The 16871-nt window shown below is 63.3% G+C and carries 13 protein-coding genes and 2 riboswitches; of the genes, 6 read left to right on the top strand and 7 right to left on the bottom strand.

The features are described from left to right. Nucleotides 1-62 precede the first annotated feature (62 nt). The 4 genes from D9V28_RS02245 to D9V28_RS02230 all read right to left on the bottom strand — a co-directional run bounded on the left by D9V28_RS02245 (nt 63) and on the right by D9V28_RS02230 (nt 5491). Nucleotides 63-1811 (bottom strand): dipeptide ABC transporter ATP-binding protein, encoded by a 1749-nt coding sequence (locus D9V28_RS02245; RefSeq protein WP_121658080.1) that lies wholly within the window; start codon nt 1809-1811, stop codon nt 63-65. Then, nucleotides 1808-2758 carry an ABC transporter permease gene (locus tag D9V28_RS02240; protein WP_121658079.1) on the bottom strand — a complete coding sequence of 317 codons (951 nt, stop codon included), beginning with the start codon at nt 2756-2758 and terminating at the stop codon, nt 1808-1810. The genes D9V28_RS02245 and D9V28_RS02240 overlap by 4 nt, the downstream gene beginning before the upstream one ends. Then, nucleotides 2748-3677: an ABC transporter permease gene (locus tag D9V28_RS02235; protein ID WP_121658078.1), complete on the bottom strand. Its 930-nt coding sequence runs from the start codon at nt 3675-3677 to the stop codon at nt 2748-2750. The genes D9V28_RS02240 and D9V28_RS02235 overlap by 11 nt, the downstream gene beginning before the upstream one ends. 122 nt (nt 3678-3799) lie before the next feature. After that, nucleotides 3800-5491 (bottom strand): peptide ABC transporter substrate-binding protein, encoded by a 1692-nt coding sequence (locus D9V28_RS02230; RefSeq protein ID WP_121658077.1) that lies wholly within the window; start codon nt 5489-5491, stop codon nt 3800-3802. 230 nt (nt 5492-5721) lie between these two features. Between D9V28_RS02230 and D9V28_RS02225 the strand changes: the two genes are divergently transcribed. From D9V28_RS02225 to D9V28_RS02210, 4 genes are all read left to right on the top strand, one after another. Then, nucleotides 5722-6489 (top strand): CPBP family intramembrane glutamic endopeptidase, encoded by a 768-nt coding sequence (locus tag D9V28_RS02225; RefSeq protein WP_121658076.1) that lies wholly within the window; start codon nt 5722-5724, stop codon nt 6487-6489. A 101-nt stretch (nt 6490-6590) separates the two neighbouring features. Continuing rightward, entirely contained in the window at nt 6591-6941 is a 351-nt protein-coding gene (locus D9V28_RS02220) for a DUF485 domain-containing protein (protein ID WP_229727683.1), read from the top strand. Then, on the top strand, nt 6938-8518 hold the full coding sequence (locus D9V28_RS02215; protein ID WP_121658075.1) for a solute symporter family protein: 1581 nt from the start codon (nt 6938-6940) through the stop codon (nt 8516-8518). Before D9V28_RS02220 ends, D9V28_RS02215 begins: the two co-directional genes overlap by 4 nt. 168 nt (nt 8519-8686) lie before the next feature. Beyond that, entirely contained in the window at nt 8687-9979 is a 1293-nt protein-coding gene (locus D9V28_RS02210; RefSeq protein WP_183086402.1) for a CAP domain-containing protein, read from the top strand. A gap of 92 nt (nt 9980-10071) precedes the next feature. Here the strand turns inward: D9V28_RS02210 and gcvP are convergent, their stop codons facing one another. From gcvP to gcvT, 3 genes are read right to left on the bottom strand one after another with little or no spacing between them, the layout of a single operon-like run. Continuing rightward, nucleotides 10072-12930, bottom strand: a complete 2859-nt coding sequence (gene gcvP / locus D9V28_RS02205) for an aminomethyl-transferring glycine dehydrogenase (protein WP_121658073.1) — start codon at nt 12928-12930, stop codon at nt 10072-10074. Continuing rightward, nucleotides 12930-13304, bottom strand: a complete 375-nt coding sequence (gene gcvH, locus D9V28_RS02200) for a glycine cleavage system protein GcvH (protein ID WP_121658072.1) — start codon at nt 13302-13304, stop codon at nt 12930-12932. Before gcvH ends, gcvP begins: the two co-directional genes overlap by 1 nt. A 3-nt stretch (nt 13305-13307) precedes the next feature. Beyond that, nucleotides 13308-14447, bottom strand: a complete 1140-nt coding sequence (gcvT, locus tag D9V28_RS02195) for a glycine cleavage system aminomethyltransferase GcvT (protein WP_121658071.1) — start codon at nt 14445-14447, stop codon at nt 13308-13310. Nucleotides 14448-14500: 53 nt separating this feature from the next. Continuing rightward, a riboswitch (glycine riboswitch) is annotated at nt 14501-14602 on the bottom strand. A gap of 1 nt (nt 14603) precedes the next feature. After that, nucleotides 14604-14692: riboswitch (glycine riboswitch) on the bottom strand. 167 nt (nt 14693-14859) lie between these two features. Between gcvT and D9V28_RS02190 the strand changes: the two genes are divergently transcribed. After that, entirely contained in the window at nt 14860-15576 is a 717-nt protein-coding gene (locus D9V28_RS02190; RefSeq protein WP_121658850.1) for an NUDIX hydrolase, read from the top strand. Further along, nucleotides 15573-16871: a quinolinate synthase NadA gene (gene nadA, locus D9V28_RS02185; protein WP_121658070.1), complete on the top strand. Its 1299-nt coding sequence runs from the start codon at nt 15573-15575 to the stop codon at nt 16869-16871. Before D9V28_RS02190 ends, nadA begins: the two co-directional genes overlap by 4 nt.

Raw genomic sequence — 16871 nt, 5'->3', positions numbered from 1 at the left:
CACACGGTCGACCAAAGGTCTCGCGCGAATGCCGCACCGGTGCTCCCGGTGGTCGTGACTGTTTAGCGGCCGAACTCGAAGTTTCCTCCGGGGATGGCGGCGAGCAGATCCTGCGTGTAGGTCTCGCGTGGGTTGTCGAAGACCTCATCCGTTGTCGCGGCCTCGATGATCTGGCCTTTCCGCATCACGCAGACGTTGTCTGCAACGAGCCGCACGACAGCGAGGTCGTGGGTGATGAAAAGGTAGGTCAGGCCAAGCTCGGTCTGCAGCTCGGTGAGCAGGTTGAGGATCTGGCCCTGGACGAGAACGTCGAGTGCAGACACCGCCTCATCGAGAACGAGTACATCGGGCTTGAGCGCGAGTGCCCGTGCGATAGCGATGCGCTGGCGCTGCCCTCCCGAGAGCTCACTCGGGTAGCGGTAGCGGGTTGACGCCGGGAGCGACACCTGGTCGAGCAACTCAAGCACGCGGGTCTGGCGCTCACGAGCGGAACCCACCTTGTGTGCGAGAAGCGGCTCGGCGATGGTGTTGCCGACGCTGTACTGCGGGTCGAGTGAGCCGTACGGGTCCTGGAACACGGGCTGCACGCGACGACGGAACTTGAGCAGTTCGGACCCGCGGAGACCCGCGATGTCCTGGCCGTCGAATTCGATCGTGCCGCTCGTGATGCTCTCAAGCTGGAGCAGCAGCTTGGCGACCGTTGACTTACCGGATCCCGACTCGCCGACAATCGCCGTCGTCGTTCCCTTTTGCACGCCGAACGACACGTCGTTGACGGCTTTGAGCTCGTCAGTCCTGAAGCCCTGCTTGCGGATGCGGTAGACCTTGGACACGTTGCGAACCGAGATGAGGTCCTTCGCGGGAGCTGCGTGCTCGCGCTCGGCCGCACGCTCGAGAAGCGTGGTGTCGATGGCGCCCTTCGCGAAGATCTCGGTGTCTGCCGAGTCATTTTGCTTGACCGCCTGGATTCGACGCGATGCGAGGCTCGGAGCCGCTGCGACGAGTCGCTGGGTGTACGGGTGCTGCGGGTTTGCGAGGATTTCCTGCGACGGCCCGGACTCGACGACCTTGCCCTGGTACATCACGACGAGCTGCTCGGCACGCTCGGCAGCGAGACCGAGGTCGTGGGTGATGAAGAGCACGCTCGTGCCGTAGTCCCGGGTCAGCGTCGCGAGGTGATCGAGGATCTGGCGCTGAACTGTCACGTCGAGTGCGCTTGTCGGCTCGTCGGCGATGAGCAGCTTCGGCCGGCTGGACAGGCCGATTCCGATGAGCACACGCTGACGCATTCCGCCCGAGAACTGGTGCGGGAACTGCTTGAGGCGGTCCCCAGCGTCGCTGAGCCCCGCTTCCTGGAGCACCTGGATGGTGCGGAGGCGCGCCTCTTTGCCCTGGGCGATGTTGTTGGCCTTGATGGCCTCTTCCACCTGGAAGCCGATGCTCCACACCGGGTTGAGGTTCGACATCGGGTCCTGCGGGACGTATCCGATGAGGTTTCCGCGGACCTCCTGGATCTCGCGGGCTGACAGCGTCGTGAGGTCGCGGCCTTCGAAGAGGATCTGTCCTCCTGTGACCTTGCCTGTGCCGGGCAGGAGGTCAATGATCGACTGGGCGGTCGTTGACTTTCCTGATCCGGACTCTCCGACGATGGCCAGGGTCTGACCCGGGTACAGCGTGAGATCGACACCGCGGACAGCGGGGACAATGCCGCGCTGCGTCTGGAACCCGACCTCGAGGTCGCGGATCTGAAGAAGCGGCTCGGTGGAGGAATCGTACTGTTCGTTGACAGCGTCAACTATGGGGAGGCTCATCGACGTGCCCTCGCCTTCGGGTCGAGTGCATCACGGACGACATCGCCAAGCATGAGGAACGAGAGCACAGTAAGTGAAAGGGCAGCTGCCGGGTAGAGCAGCGTCTGCGGGCTGGTGCGAATGGAGGTACGCGCCTGGCCGATGTCGTTACCCCAGGACATGACGCTCGGCGGGAGGCCGATACCCAGGAACGAGAGTGTCGATTCCGCGACGATGAACGTTCCGAGCGACACCGTCGCGATGACGATGACCGGAGCGATGGCGTTCGGGACCACGTGCCGCAGAAGAATCTTGAACCTTGAGACACCGAGTGCGACTGACGCCATCACGTAGTCCGAGTTTTTCGCGCTCAGCACGGCACCACGCATGATGCGCGCGATCTGTGGCCAGGCGAAAATCGACAGGACGAGCGCGACAGTAACAGGCGTGCGGCTCGGAAGGACGCTCATCAGCACAATTGCGCCGAGGACGGTCGGGATGGCGAAGAAGATGTCACCGAGGCGGGAGACCAGTGAATCAAGGAGGCCTCCGTAGTAACCGGCGAGAGCGCCAATCACAATGCCGACAATGGTGACGAGAAGTGTTGCGAGCAACCCAACGGTGACAGACGCCTGTGTACCGAAGATCAGGCGTGCGTATACGTCACAGCCCTGGCGGGTGAAGCCGAGTGGGTGTCCGGGTTCCCCTCCGCCGTTGCTGTTGGCGAGGAGACAGTTTTTGTCAGGCGAGACCGAGGTGAACAGGCCGGGGAACAGCGCCACGACGACGATCAGCACAATGAGAACCGACGAGATCCAGAACGTCGGCCGACGGCGCATCGACTCCCAGGCGTCCGCCCAGGTGCTGCGTGCCTTCTGCGATTCATCGAGCTTGTCGATCGGTGCGACCGGGGTGTCCTCGAGAGGAGCAACGTAATGACCCTGTGAAGCGTATTTCTTATTTGGCATAGCGAATCCTTGGGTCAAGTGCCGCGTAGAGCAGGTCGACGAGTAGGTTGGCGACCACGAAGACGATCACCATGACGGCGATGAACGACACGACCGTCGGACCTTCGCCGAGCGTGACCGCACGGTAGACAGTTCCACCAACACCGTTGATGTTGAAAATGCCCTCGGTCACGATCGCGCCGACCATCAGCGATCCCAGGTCGACACCGAGGTACGTGACGACAGGTACGAGCGAGTTGCGCAGCACGTGAACCGTGACGACGCGACGCCGTGAGAGCCCCTTCGCCGTTGCGGTGCGGACAAAATCAGCATTGAGATTGTCTGCCACGCTCGCGCGGGTGAGCCGGACAATGTAGGCGAACGACACCGACGCGAGCACGATGGCTGGAAGAACGAGCTCACTCCACGGCGCGTCACCGCTTACCGTCGGCCGGAACCATCCGAGTTGGATACCGAAGACGTACTGCAGCACGAATCCGATGACGAAGGTCGGGACCGAGATGAGCAGGAGGCTGACGACGAGCGCGCTTGCGTCGAACCACTTGCCCTTGCGCAGGCCAGCAATGAGCCCGACGAGGATTCCCGCGAAGGCTTCGAAGACCAGCGCGAGGAGCGCCAGGCGTGCGGTGATGGGGAAAGCGGATGCCATGACGTCGGAGACTGGACGGCCCGAGTATGTGGTTCCCAGGTCACCCTGGAAGAGTCCGCCGATGTACAGGAAGTACTGCACGATGAACGGCTTGTCGAGGTTGTACTCGGCCCGGATCTGCGCGATCACGCCCGGAGCGGGTGGACGATCACCGAACAGAGCCGCAATGGGATCTCCGGGGAGAGAGAAGACCATGAAGTAGATGAGGAAGGTCGCCCCGAAGAACACGGGGATCATCTGAAGGATGCGTTTGCCTGCGTACCAGAGCATCAGGTTGTTTCGCCGGGTCGAAAGTACATGAAGTTCACAATCACTGGAGAAGTCTAATCAGTGAAATGTCCGGGGCGAATTCGCCCCGGACATTTCACGTTTTCGGTCTGGGCTCGGTGAGCCTAGCCCTTGGTGATTTCGTGGTACAGCGGAACGGAGTCCCAACCGAATACCACGTTGTCGACGGTGTCAGCCGAGACACCGGTCACGTTGGAGTACCACAGCGGGATAGCCGGGAGGTCCTTCAGCAGGACTTCCTGTGCTTCCTGGTACTTCGCGGTTGCGTCTTCGACGTTGTCCGCCTGTCCACCTTCCTTGAGGAGGTTGTCGAACTCTTCGCTCGAGTAGTCCTCGTAGTTCGATCCGGCACCGGTCTGGTACAGCGGAGCGAGGAAGTTGTACAGCGACGGGTAGTCGGCCTGCCATCCGGCGCGCGTTCCACCGGTCAGCTTGTCGTTGTCGCGGTCGTCGATCGCTGCTGCGAACGTCGGGTACGGCTTGCCCTGCGCGGTGATTCCGAGCGTGTTGGAGATGCTGTTGGTGACAGCGTCAACCCAGCCCTGGTGTCCACCATCGGAGTTGTATGCGATGTCGAAGACGGTGTCGCCGTACGGGGCGATCGCGTCTGCTTCAGCCCACAGCTTCTTGGCTTCGTCCGGGTTGAACTCGAGAACGTCTGCGCCTTCGAGCTTGTCGGTCCAGCCGTCGATCACCGGGGAGGTGAAGTCGGTGGCCGGGGTGCGGGTGCCCTGGAAGATCACGTCGGTGATCTCTTCGCGGTTGATAGCCATGGAGATGGCGGCGCGACGGAGCTTGCCCTCTTCACCGCTCCAGTGCTCGAGGTAGTAAGGCATGTTGAAGCCCTGGAAGATCGCGGCTGGCTGGTTGACAGCACGGTCGCCGAAGTCGCTCTCATAGGTTTCGAATGCCGAGTCCGGGATGGCGTCGAGGACGTCGAGGTTTCCACCGAGGACATCCGCGTATGCGGCGTCCTGCGTTGCGTAGAAGATGATCTCGAGTCCACCGTTGGCCGGCTTACGAACGCCGTCGTAGTCCGGGTTGGTGACGAGGTCGATCTTTTCCTCGTGAACCCACGCGCCTTCGCCGTCGAGCATGTACGGTCCGTTGCCGATCGGGTTTTCGCCGAATGCTTCCATGTCCTCGAAAGCAGCGCTCGGCAGCGGCATGAACGCCGTGTAGCCGAGTCGCAGCGGCCAGTCAGCCTCTGCGTTTGCGAGTTCGACGGTGAACGTGGTGTCGTCAACAACCTTGAGGCCCGACATGGTCTCAGCGAGGGGGTCGCCAACCTGAACCGGCTTGCCGGTCGTTTCGTCGATCGCACCGGACGGGTCGTCCTTGGTGTTCTGCAGGTCGCTGAAGCCGACGATGTTGTCGAAGAAGTACGAACCACCCTGTGCGTTGTCGTACAGAACTGCGTAGTTCCATGCGTCGACGAACGAGTTCGACGTGACCTCTTCACCGTTGGTGAAGGTCCAGCCGTCTTCGAGGGTGACCGTCCAGTTGGTGGCATCCTCGGACTCGATTGACTTCGCAACCTCGTTCTCGATGGCGCCTTCGGCGTCATACGAAACGAGACCGGCGAAAATCGACGTCATGATCTTGCCTCCACCGGTTTCGGTGGTGTTGGCGGGAAGCAGAGACATCTGCGGCTCGCTGCCGTTGGTGGTGATGATGGCGTCAGTGTTAGCGTCCGAAGAGTTCTCAGAGCCACCGCTGCTGCTGCAACCTGTCAGCGCCAATGCGCCAACAGACAGCAGCGCGACGGCACCGAGGCCTACGCGTGATCTTTTCAATTTTCCTCCTGTGCAAGTTCGCACGGCAGACAGAATTGTGCCCCGACTGCGGTGCTGGATAACAAGAACCCTAAGTAGGGTGAGGCCCATCTGCAAATTTGTCGAGTGAATCGTTACTTACTGGAAACGCAATTTGCGCGTTCTTAATAAAGTCGCAGGAATTATGCGTGTGGATGAAGAAGCACGCAATTTTTCGGTGATGATGGGCACGAACACAAGAGAGAGGCGCAATGACTCGAACCTCCCGGACGCGCGCATGGTGGGAAATTGCGATAGTCCTTGCCCTCTCACTTGGCGCATCTGCCGTCTATTCAGTGGTCTCTCTCATCGCCCGGCTCACCGCGGACGCGCCGTTGTCCGAGCAGAGCGCGAGCCTGAACCCGTCCCGTAATTCACGTGAGTGGCTCGACCTCACCTATCAGTTTCTCGGCATCTTCTTCGAACTCGCCGTTGTCGCTCTGGCGCTCTACCTGCTGTGGGGTGCTCGAATGAGCGGACCTGCGCGCATTGGGCTCACATTCGCGCAACCGCGTCGCGATCTGCTTCGGGGCGTCGTCCTGTTTCTCGCGATCGGCATCCCTGGGATCGTGCTGTATCTGGTCGGCAAGGCCATAGGCATCACGGTCCCCATCGCCGCTTCTCCCCTCGACACCTATTGGTGGACGGTGCCGATCCTCATTTTCTCGGCACTGCGAGCGGCGCTCGTTGAAGAGGTCATCGTTGTGGGCTACCTGTTCACACGGCTGCGCGAGCGAGGCTTCTCGGACTGGACGATCATCCTCTCCACTGCCGCCCTTCGCGGCAGCTACCACCTGTACCAGGGCATCGGCCCATTCATCGGCAACGTCGTCATGGGCATCGTTTTCGGCTGGTGTTACCGGAGATGGGGCAGGGTCATGCCGCTCGTGATCGCACATCTGCTCCTCGACGTCGTGTCGTTCGTCGGCTATCCACTCGCTGTCGGGCTGTTCCCTGACTTTTTCAAGGTGCCTCAGTAAGACCCCGTCCAGCACTTGATCGCTCGCGTGGCAAACCATTAGGGTTGCTCGAGCGCACAGGGTGGTGCGCCGCGCAGCGTTGCGCGAACTTGAGGAGGATCATGCCCCACGACGACATGGGTACCCATATCCCGACGACGGCGATCGATTACATCGCGATCGAAGAGTCTCCGGATTTCATAGCCCACAAACGCAGGCACAGGAGTTTTGTCTTTCCACTCGCTGTTGCCTTCCTGCTCTGGTATTTCGCCTATGTCCTGCTCGCGGATTACGCGCACGAGTTCATGTCGACGAAGGTCATCGGCAATATCAACATCGGTTTGATCCTCGGATTGAGCCAGTTCGTCACCACCTTTGCAATCACCACCTGGTACGTCTCATTCGCCAACCGGAAGCTTGATCCGGCAGCCGAGAAGTTCCGCGCCCAACTCGAGGAGGCTGAGCGAGCATGACTGTTGGCGACCCGATTTTGAACATTTCCATCTTCGCGGCGTTCGTCGTCGTGACCCTCGTCATCGTCATCCGTGCCTCCCGCACGAACAAGACGGCGAATGACTTCTACGCGGCCGGTCGCTCGTTCAGCGGTGGCCAGAACGGCACGGCCATCGCAGGCGACTATCTGTCTGCGGCGTCGTTCCTCGGCATCTGTGGTGCCATCGCCGTGAACGGCTACGACGGATTCCTCTACTCCATCGGATTTCTCGTCGCCTGGCTTGTCGCGCTTCTGCTCGTCGCTGAGCTGCTTCGCAACACGGGTAAATTCACGATGGCGGATGTTCTTTCGTTCCGTCTCAAGGAACGTCCCGTTCGGCTTGCGGCTGCGACCGCAACCCTCGCGGTGTGCTTCTTCTACCTGCTGGCCCAGATGGCCGGTGCGGGTGGGCTGGTTTCGCTGCTCCTCGGAGTCAATGACCGAGTCGGGCAGTCCGTGGTCATCGCCGTTGTCGGCGTGATCATGATTGCCTATGTGCTCATCGGCGGAATGAAAGGCACCACCTGGGTGCAGATCATCAAAGCCGTGCTGCTGATCGCTGGCGCCGGAGTGATGACCATCTGGGTGCTCGCGCTCAACGGATTCAACCTGTCAGCCCTGCTCGGCGAGGCCGTCGCCGTTGCTGGAGAAGACATCCTGAACCCGGGCGCCCAGTACGGAGCAACGGGAACCTCGCGCCTCGATTTCGTGTCGCTCGCGCTCGCGCTCGTGCTGGGAACAGCCGGCCTCCCCCACGTCCTCATGCGGTTCTACACGGTGCCGACCGCGAAGGAAGCGCGCCGAAGTGTCGTGTGGGCGATCTGGCTCATCGGACTCTTCTACCTGTTCACACTCGTGCTCGGCTATGGCGCGGCATACCTCGTCGGCAAGGACACCATCCTGGCCGCACCTGGCGGCGTGAACTCGGCGGCACCGCTGCTCGCGTTTGAGCTCGGCGGGTCGATCCTGCTCGGCATCATCTCGGCGGTCGCGTTCGCGACCATCCTGGCCGTGGTTGCCGGACTCACCATCACCGCGGCGACGTCGTTCGCTCACGACGTCTATGCCAACGTGATCAAGAAGGGTGCCGTCCCTCCGAACGGCGAGGTCAAGGTTGCCCGAATTACGGTGGTGGTCATCGGCCTCCTCGCGATCGTCGGCGGCATCGGCGTGCAGGGCCAGAACATCGCGTTCCTTGTGGCGCTCGCGTTCGCCATCGCGGCCAGCGCGAACCTGCCGACCATCCTCTACTCGCTGTTCTGGCGCAAGTTCACCACCCGTGGTGCCCTGTGGAGCATGTACGGCGGGCTCGCGTCCGCGTTGATTCTGATCATCTTCTCGCCGGTGATCTCCGGGGCCGAGACGTCGATGTTCCCCACGGCGGACTTCGCCTGGTTCCCGCTGAACAACCCGGGTATCGTCTCGATCCCGCTCGGCTTCCTGCTCGGCTGGCTCGGAACTGTCACCTCCAGCGTGAAGGAAGACCCACGTATCGCCGCCGAAATGGAGGTGCGCTCACTCACCGGCCACGGTGCAGAGAAGGCGTCGTCGCACTAGGCGCGTAGTTCAAGGCCCGGGGCGAAACGAGGTCGACTTCTTTCGCTCCGGGCCTTTCGCACGTCCACTTCGGGCTGGCCGCTCCTCGAGAATTTCTGGTTGCAGTTGATAGGGTCTGCGGAAGTGGAGCGCCACTCGGCGCCACTTTTTCTCGGGGGGAGAAAATACTTGTTCACTTTGCACGCGCCCGCCAATCGCGGCCGATTACTCACCGCCACACTGGCTGCCGTCGCCCTGGCGGTTGCCCTAATATCCGTACCAGCGCCAGCCAGGGCAGCCGAACCGGTCGTCGGTGGCTATTCTCTGAGCCAGGCGCGCAAGATTATTCTTGATGACACCAACGCCATCCGCACGGGTCTGGGCCTCAAGCCCGTGGTGGAAAGTGCGGCGTTGAACAGCGTCGCCCAGAACTGGTCGACCAGTCAGGCACAGGTCGGCGCCATGTCCCACAATCCTGCGTACTCAAGCCAGTACCCAGCCGGGTGGACAACGGCTAGCGAGAACGTCGCCTACGGCTATGCGGTGACCGCAGTCGTTGCCGGCTGGAAAGCGTCGCCCGGCCACTACAGAAACATCACCCAGTCCTCCGCCAATGTGATCGGTATTGGGGTCGCCGCTGACAGTAATGGGCGTCTCTACTACACGCAGAACTTCGCAACCTATCCGGCAAGTGCCGTCCCGGCACCACCAACCGCGTCGCCGGGCACACCAGCACCGTCGTCCGCCTCCATCAGGAACGCCGGAGATGTCGTCGTCATTGATGGCGCCGGCTCGCTGTGGAATTACGGCAAACAAGGAGAGATCGGAGCAGTCGCGCCGACACGCATCGGGACGGGCTGGCAGGGAATCAAGGAACTGCACGTCACGGACTGGAACAGCGACGGTGTACAGGATCTCGTGGCCCAGCGGAAAAGCGGAACTCTTTCGGTATATCCGGGCCTGAAGACCGGCGGATTCGGGACAGCGTTCCTCATCGGCTCTGGCGGCTGGGGAGACGTCGAGGTGGACATCGCCAAGTGGAAAGCAACCGATGCGTATCCCTCCGTCCTCAGGAAGGACGGTGCTGGCGCCCTCTGGCTCTACCCGAACGCACAGGGGAAGGGTTTGTCTCCACGGACGGCCATCGCCTCGGGTTGGTCTGGCTTGACCGTCAAGATCGTCGATTTCGACAAGGACGGCAAGCAGGACGTGCTCGCGACGAACTCTGCTGGGGACATGCTCCTCTACCGCACGAACGGCTCCGGAAGCTTCGTGAACGAGCCGCGGCCGCGCATCGGCTCGGGCTGGTCGGGGTTCACGGCCGTCGTACTGACCGGCTTTGCCGGTGCGGACAGCGCCGGGATCATCGCGAAGGATCCGGCCGGACGGCTGCTGTACTACCCGATCGTCGCTAAGGCTTTCGGCTCGCCGCAGGTCCTCGGTGCGAGTGGCTGGGGTCCGATGACGCTGAGCAACAACTAACCCGTCGAACGGAGAAAGGCCCCGCGCAAGGACGAAAGCTGATGCTTCGGTCCATGCGCGGGGCCTTTCTCATTGCGTCGCCGCGCTGGCGTCTACTCGAACGCCTCGGGAGGCGGGCACGCGCAGACCAGGTTTCGGTCGCCGTACGCGTTGTCAACACGGCGCACTGGCGGCCAGTACTTCGTCCGCACGAGGGATTTCAGCGGGTAAACCGCCTGCTCACGGGTGTAGGCGTGCTCCCACTCCCCCTCGATCACCGACTGTGCCGTGTGTGGGGCGTGCACCAATGGGTTGTCGTTTGCCGGCCAGGTGCCGGAACCGATGGCATCCGCTTCGCCCTTGATGGCAATCATCGCGTCGATGAACCGTTCGATCTCGGTGAGGTCCTCACTCTCGGTCGGTTCGACCATGAGCGTGCCCGCGACCGGGAACGACATGGTCGGCGCGTGGAAGCCGTAGTCGACCAGCCGCTTGGCAACGTCGTCGACCGTGACACCTGTTGCTTCCTTGAGCGGACGCAGGTCGAGGATGCACTCGTGAGCGACCAGCCCGTTGTCTCCGGTGTAGAGCACGGGGAAGTGCTCGCGGAGACGCACGGCAATGTAGTTCGCTGCCAGAACAGCGGCGCCAGTGGCCTGCTTGAGTCCCTCCGCGCCCATCATGCGCACGTACGCCCACGAGATCGGGAGGATGCTCGGGCTGCCGTACGGCGCGGCCGAGATCGGCCCACCGGCGTGGGTGAACGCGCCGTGCTCGTCGCGCTGTGCCATCGGGTGTCCTGGCAGGAACGGCGCGAGGTGCGCCTTCGCCGCAACGGGACCGACACCCGGTCCGCCGCCACCGTGCGGGATGCAGAACGTCTTGTGCAGGTTGAGGTGCGAAACGTCGCCACCGAAGTCACCGAACCGGGCATAGCCGAGCAGCGCGTTGAGGTTGGCGCCGTCGACGTAGACCTGCCCGCCGGCGTCGTGCACGGCCTGGGTGATCGCCGTCACCTCGTGCTCATACACGCCATGCGTCGACGGGTAGGTGATCATGAGCGCCGCGAGGTTCTCAGCGTGCTGCGCGATCTTGGCGCGCAAATCGTCGAGGTCGACGTTGCCCATGTCGTCGCAGGCAACAACAACGACCTTCATTCCGGCCAGAACTGCGGATGCCGCGTTGGTGCCGTGCGCGCTCGAGGGAATCAGGCAGATGGTACGGTCCAGATCGCCGTTCGCACGGTGGTAGCCGCGGATCGCGAGAAGTCCGGCCAGTTCGCCCTGGCTTCCGGCGTTGGGTTGGAGTGACACCGAGTCGTAGCCGGTGACCTCGGCGAGCCAGCCCTCGAGCTGGTCGATGAGGCCGAGGTACCCGCGCACGTCAGCCTCGGGTGCGAACGGGTGCAGTGCGGCGAACTCTGGCCAGGTGATGGCCTCCATCTCGGTGGCCGCGTTGAGCTTCATCGTGCACGAACCCAGCGGGATCATGCCGCGGTCGAGCGCGTAGTCCCGGTCGGCCAGCTGCTTGAGGTAGCGCATCATGGCGGTTTCGGAGTGGTGCGTGTTGAACACCGGGTGCGTCAGGTACTCGCTGGCGCGAAGAAGGTCATCCGGGAGACCCCGGATGCTGCCACCGACGAAGGCGACGTCCCGTGACGCGGGCCCACCAAAGGCGTGAGCTACCGCTCCGATGTCGTGGAGCGTCGTCGTTTCGTCGACCGAAACGGACACCGTGTCCTCGTCGACCAGCCAGAGGTTGATGCCGGCGTCCGCCGCACGGGCAACGACCTCGCGCGCCTGTCCGGGCACGAGAACCTGGAGGGTGTCGAAGTAGGTGTTGTGCACGAGGCTGAGCCCGTCCTCGGTGAGGAATCGTGCCAGCAGCGCTGCCTGTCCGGCGACCTCTTTCGCGATCCGCCGGATGCCGGCCGGCCCGTGGTAGACGGCATACATCGACGCCATCACCGCGAGGAGCACCTGCGCCGTGCAAATGTTCGATGTGGCCTTCTCTCGGCGGATGTGCTGCTCACGCGTCTGCAGGGTGAGCCGGTAGGCCGGGTGACCGGCCGCATCCTGGCTCACGCCGACGAGCCGACCTGGCAGCTGACGCTCGAGTCCCTTGCGCACAGCCATGTAGCCGGCGTGCGGGCCGCCGAAGCCCATCGGCACTCCGAGTCGCTGGCTTGTGCCGACGGCGATGTCAGCGCCGAGCTCGCCAGGTGAAGTGATGAGGGCCAGCGCGAGCAGGTCCGCTGCGGCGACCGCGAGGCCGCCCTGGTCTTTCACCGAGGCGAGAACGGATGCCGGATTCCACACTCGTCCGCTCGCTCCCGGGTACTGCACGAAAACACCGAACGCGGCATCGGGCAGCGTCGCTCCCCCGGCGAGATCCACCTCGACGAGCTCGATCCCAACGGCTTCGGCGCGGCTCGACAGCAGCGCCTTCGTCTGCGGGAACGCGTCAGCATCGACCACGAACACATTCGTGGTGAGCTTGGACGCGCGGCGTGCGAGCAGCATGCCCTCAACAACGGCCGTGCCCTCGTCGAGCATCGAGGCGTTGGCGGTGTCGAGACCGGTGAGGTCGGTGACCATCGTCTGGAAGTTGATCAGAGCTTCGAGTCGGCCCTGCGAGATCTCGGGCTGGTACGGCGTGTACGCCGTGTACCAGGACGGGTTCTCGAGGACGTTCCGCTTGATCACCGCTGGCGTGAAAGTGCCGTAGTAGCCGAGCCCGATCATCGAGGTCCGCACCGTGTTCTGGTCGGCGAGCGCACGCAGTTCGGCGAGCGCCTCACGTTCGCTTGCCGCCGCAGGAATGGAGGAGTTGGCCAGGTCTTCGACGTGGATCGACTCGGGAACGGCGGCCTCGACGAGTGCGTCGACGGTGTCGTAGCCAACCGCAGCAAGCATGCGTGCTTGCGCCGCAGCATCCGTTCCGATGTGGCGCTCTGAGAAGAGTTCCGGCATTACTCGCCGACCAGCGCTGAGTACTCGTCCCAGCTGAGCAGGTTCGAGGGCAGCTCGGTGAACCGCACCTTGATCAGCCAGCCCTCACCGAACGGGTCGCTGTTGACGAGGGACGGGTCGTCGACGACGGCGTCGTTCGCCTCGGTGACCGAGCCATTTACCGGAGCGAACAGCTCACCAACCGACTTGGTCGATTCGATCTCGCCGACGACGGTTCCAGAGGCGAGGTCGCTGTCGACGGCGGGAAGCTCGACAAACACGACGTCCCCGAGCTTCTCGGCCGCAAAGTCGGTGATGCCGACGGTGACGACGTCGCCGTCGATGGCGAGCCATTCGTGCTCTGGGGTGTATTTCAGTGTGGTCTTGTCCGACATGGCTTACTTCTCTCTCCGGTAGAACGGCAGTGTGGTGACAGTTGCGGGAATTTTGGTGCCGCGAACATCGACGGCGAGTTCGGTGCCGGGCGCCGAGACGGCGGGGTCCACGTAGGCCATCATGATCGGATGCTGGAGCGTCGGTGACAGCGCACCGCTCGACACCGTTCCAACCTCCGTGTCGCCGGAGACGATGGCATACCCGGCCCGGCCGGCGCGCTTGCCCTCGGACGTCAGGCCGACAAGCACGCGCGCGTCGGCGGGCGGGCCGGCTTCGATGGCGGAACGACCAATGAAGTCGTTTCCCTTCGACAGCGCGACGACACGACCGAGGCCCGCCTGAGCGGGGAATGTTTCGGTGCCGAGTTCATGCCCGTACAGCGGCATGCCGGCCTCGAGGCGGAGGGTGTCGCGGCTAGCCAGCCCGGCAGGAACCAGTCCGTGCTTGTTCCCGGCTTCCTCGATGGCACGCCAGAGCAGAACTGCCGCATCGGAGCGCAGGTACAGCTCGAAGCCGTCTTCACCGGTGTACCCGGTGCGGGCGATCAGCAGAGGAACACCGTGGAAGAAGGCGTCGGTGGCGCGGTAATACTTCAACTCGTCGAGCGGCGATCCGAGCTCGCTGATGCCGACGGTCTCTTCGAGGATGGCGCGGGAATTGGGACCCTGCACGGCGATCAGCGCGTAGTCGTCGCTTTGGTCGTCAACCGTGACGGTGAACTCGGCTGCGCGGTCATGAAGCGCGGCAAACGCCGCGTCGCGGTTGCCCGCGTTGGCCACGACGAGGTATGTGGTCTCACCGATCCGATAGACCACGACATCGTCGAGAACCCCGCCGTCCTCCGTGAGGATGAGGCTGTACTTCGCCTGCATGAGGTCGATGGCCGACAACCGACCGGCGAGGGCTGCATCGAGAAAGGCTCCCGCGTCTGCGCCATAAACGAGGATCTCCGCCATGTGCGACAGGTCGAAGAGGCCGGCAGCCGAGCGCACGGCGGCGTGCTCGGCGAGGTCGCTGGTGTAGCGGACGGGCATTTGCCAGCCAGCGAAGTCGGTGAAGCTCGCTCCGAGTTCGGTGTGGACCGCAAAAAGCGGGCTGGTGCGTTCTGGTACGGGATCTGACACGAGTTCTCCAGGAGTCATCGCCGGGGCGACGGTCGCAAAAGCGGCTGCGGCACGCGAGGTGCCTTGGGAACTCCCCCTCTGTCATTGGCCTGAGAGTTTCGCGCGCCTCACCGGGTTTCGGTGGGGCGGCTTTCACCGTCGGCGGAACGCTGGGCGTTCACTTTCCAGAGTGGCCAGTTCGATGCGGTACATAGACCTGAGAGATTGGCAGGGAGGCTTGCTCCTTCGGTGCCGGGCGAACCCGGCTCTCCCGCATCGCGTGTGCGGCCCGATATTTGGTTTTGCCTCAGCCTACAGTGAGCGGCACCCACACCGCTCCGCTCATTGCCTCAAAATAATCTGCCGGCCATCTTCCAGTTAGGGTCACTCTGACACTAAGATGATCTTAGTTATGGTCACACTGACATTAACTCGAGCGTGAGAGGGAATGATGACCGCACAGGCCGCAGGCGTTTCCGTCGCCGTTTCGACAGTGATTTTCGCGCTCCGCCCCTCGCCCCACGACGGACGAATGACCGTGTGGCTCCCCCTGGTGCGCCGCATTCGCGAACCGTTCGACGGCAGGTGGGCCCTTCCGGGCGGCCCCCTCGAAGCCGACGAGGACCTCGCCGCGTCTGCGGCACGCACCCTCGCCGAAACCACTCTGCTCACACCCCAGTACCTCGAGCAGCTCTACGCCTTCGGCAACACCGACCGTTCCCCCGGCGAGCGCGTCGTCTCGATCGTCTACTGGGCGCTGGTCCGCTCCGACGAAGCCGACGTGGCGGTCGAAACCGAGAACGTGCGCTGGTTCGATGCCGACTCCGTTCCCGAACTGGCCTTCGACCACAACCTCATCGTCGAGTACGCACTGTGGCGACTCCGCAACAAGCTCGAGTACAGCCACATCGCCTCCGCCTTCCTCGGCGACACCTTCACCCTCTCCGAACTGCGCGAAGTCCACGAGGCCGTGCTGCAGAAACCGCTGGACCCGGCCAACTTCCGGCGCCAGATCGAGAGCTCCGGCCAGGTCGTTCCAACCGAACACCTGAAAACCGGAGGACGGCATCGCCCCGCCCGCCTCTACCGATACAACACAGCGGAACCCGATCCGAGCAACGGTCCCCTCGGAACCCGCCAGCCCTCCGCACCTAAGGACGCATCATGACTCTCACCGCCTCCGTCGACACCACCCTCACCGAGATCATTTCGGGCACGACACCAGGCGCAGCCTGCAGCCCCGACCTCGTCGCGAAGCCGTGGGTCTTCGACCTGCAGCCGCCGAGCTACGGCCCCGGATCCTCCATGGGCGACGTGATCCCGGCCGGGTCGCCGCGGCAGGGCACACTTCCCGCGTTCTATCGGGAGGCGTCGAGCGAAGAGTTAGACCGTCGCATCCGCTCGGCCAAAGAAACGCTCGGTGACCGGCTCGTCATTCTCGGTCACTTCTACCAGCGGGACGAGGTTGTGGCATACGCCGACTACGTTGGCGATTCCTTCCAGCTCGCGACAGCGGCCAAGGCCCGCACCGACGCCGAGGCGATCGTGTTCTGCGGCGTGCACTTCATGGCGGAGACCGCAGACCTGCTCTCCACGCCCGAGCAGTCGGTGATCCTGCCCAACCTCGCGGCCGGCTGCTCGATGGCCGACATGGCGAACATCGACCAGGTCGAGGAGTGCTGGGAGCAGCTCACCGAACTTTTCGGAAGCGAAGCGGATGCCACGGGGCGGGTTCCGGTGATCCCGGTCACCTACATGAATTCCTCGGCGGCGCTCAAGGGATTCTGCGGCCGCAACGGAGGCATCGTCTGCACCTCCTCGAACGCCGAAACCGTGCTGAAGTGGGCGTTCGAACGTGGGCAGCGTGTGCTGTTCTTCCCCGACCAGCACCTCGGGCGCAACACGGCAAAGGCAATGGGCGTTCCGCTCGAGCAGATGCCCATGTGGAACCCGAACAAACCATTCGGAGGCAACGACGCGCTCGCGCTGCAGTCCTCCCAGGTGATCCTCTGGCACGGCTTCTGCTCGGTGCACAAACGCTTCACCGTCGACCAGATCGAGCGGGCCCGCGCCGAGCACCCCGGTGTGCGCGTGATCGTTCACCCCGAGTGCCCGATGCCGGTCGTCGACGCCGCTGATGAATACGGGTCGACCGACTACATCCGCAAGGCAATCGAGGCGGCGCCGGCCGGAACAACCTTCGCCATCGGCACCGAGATCAACCTGGTGCAGCGGCTCGCCGCAGAACACCCCGAGCACACGATCTTCTGCCTCGACCCCGTGGTCTGCCCGTGCTCGACGATGTACCGCATTCACCCCGGCTACCTGGCCTGGGTGCTCGATTCGCTTCTGGACGGCGTGGTGCTCAATCAGATCTCCGTGTCAGATGATGTGGCCGCACCGGCTCGCCTTGCCCTCGAGCGGATGCTTGCGGCTAAGCCTCCGATCGCCGCGGGAGCCTGA

This window comes from Mycetocola zhadangensis, from assembly GCF_003668565.1.
Lineage (GTDB): Bacteria > Actinomycetota > Actinomycetes > Actinomycetales > Microbacteriaceae > Mycetocola_A > Mycetocola_A zhadangensis.
Note: the sequence above shows the minus strand (reverse complement) of the source record. Positions and strands in the feature narration are given on the sequence as shown.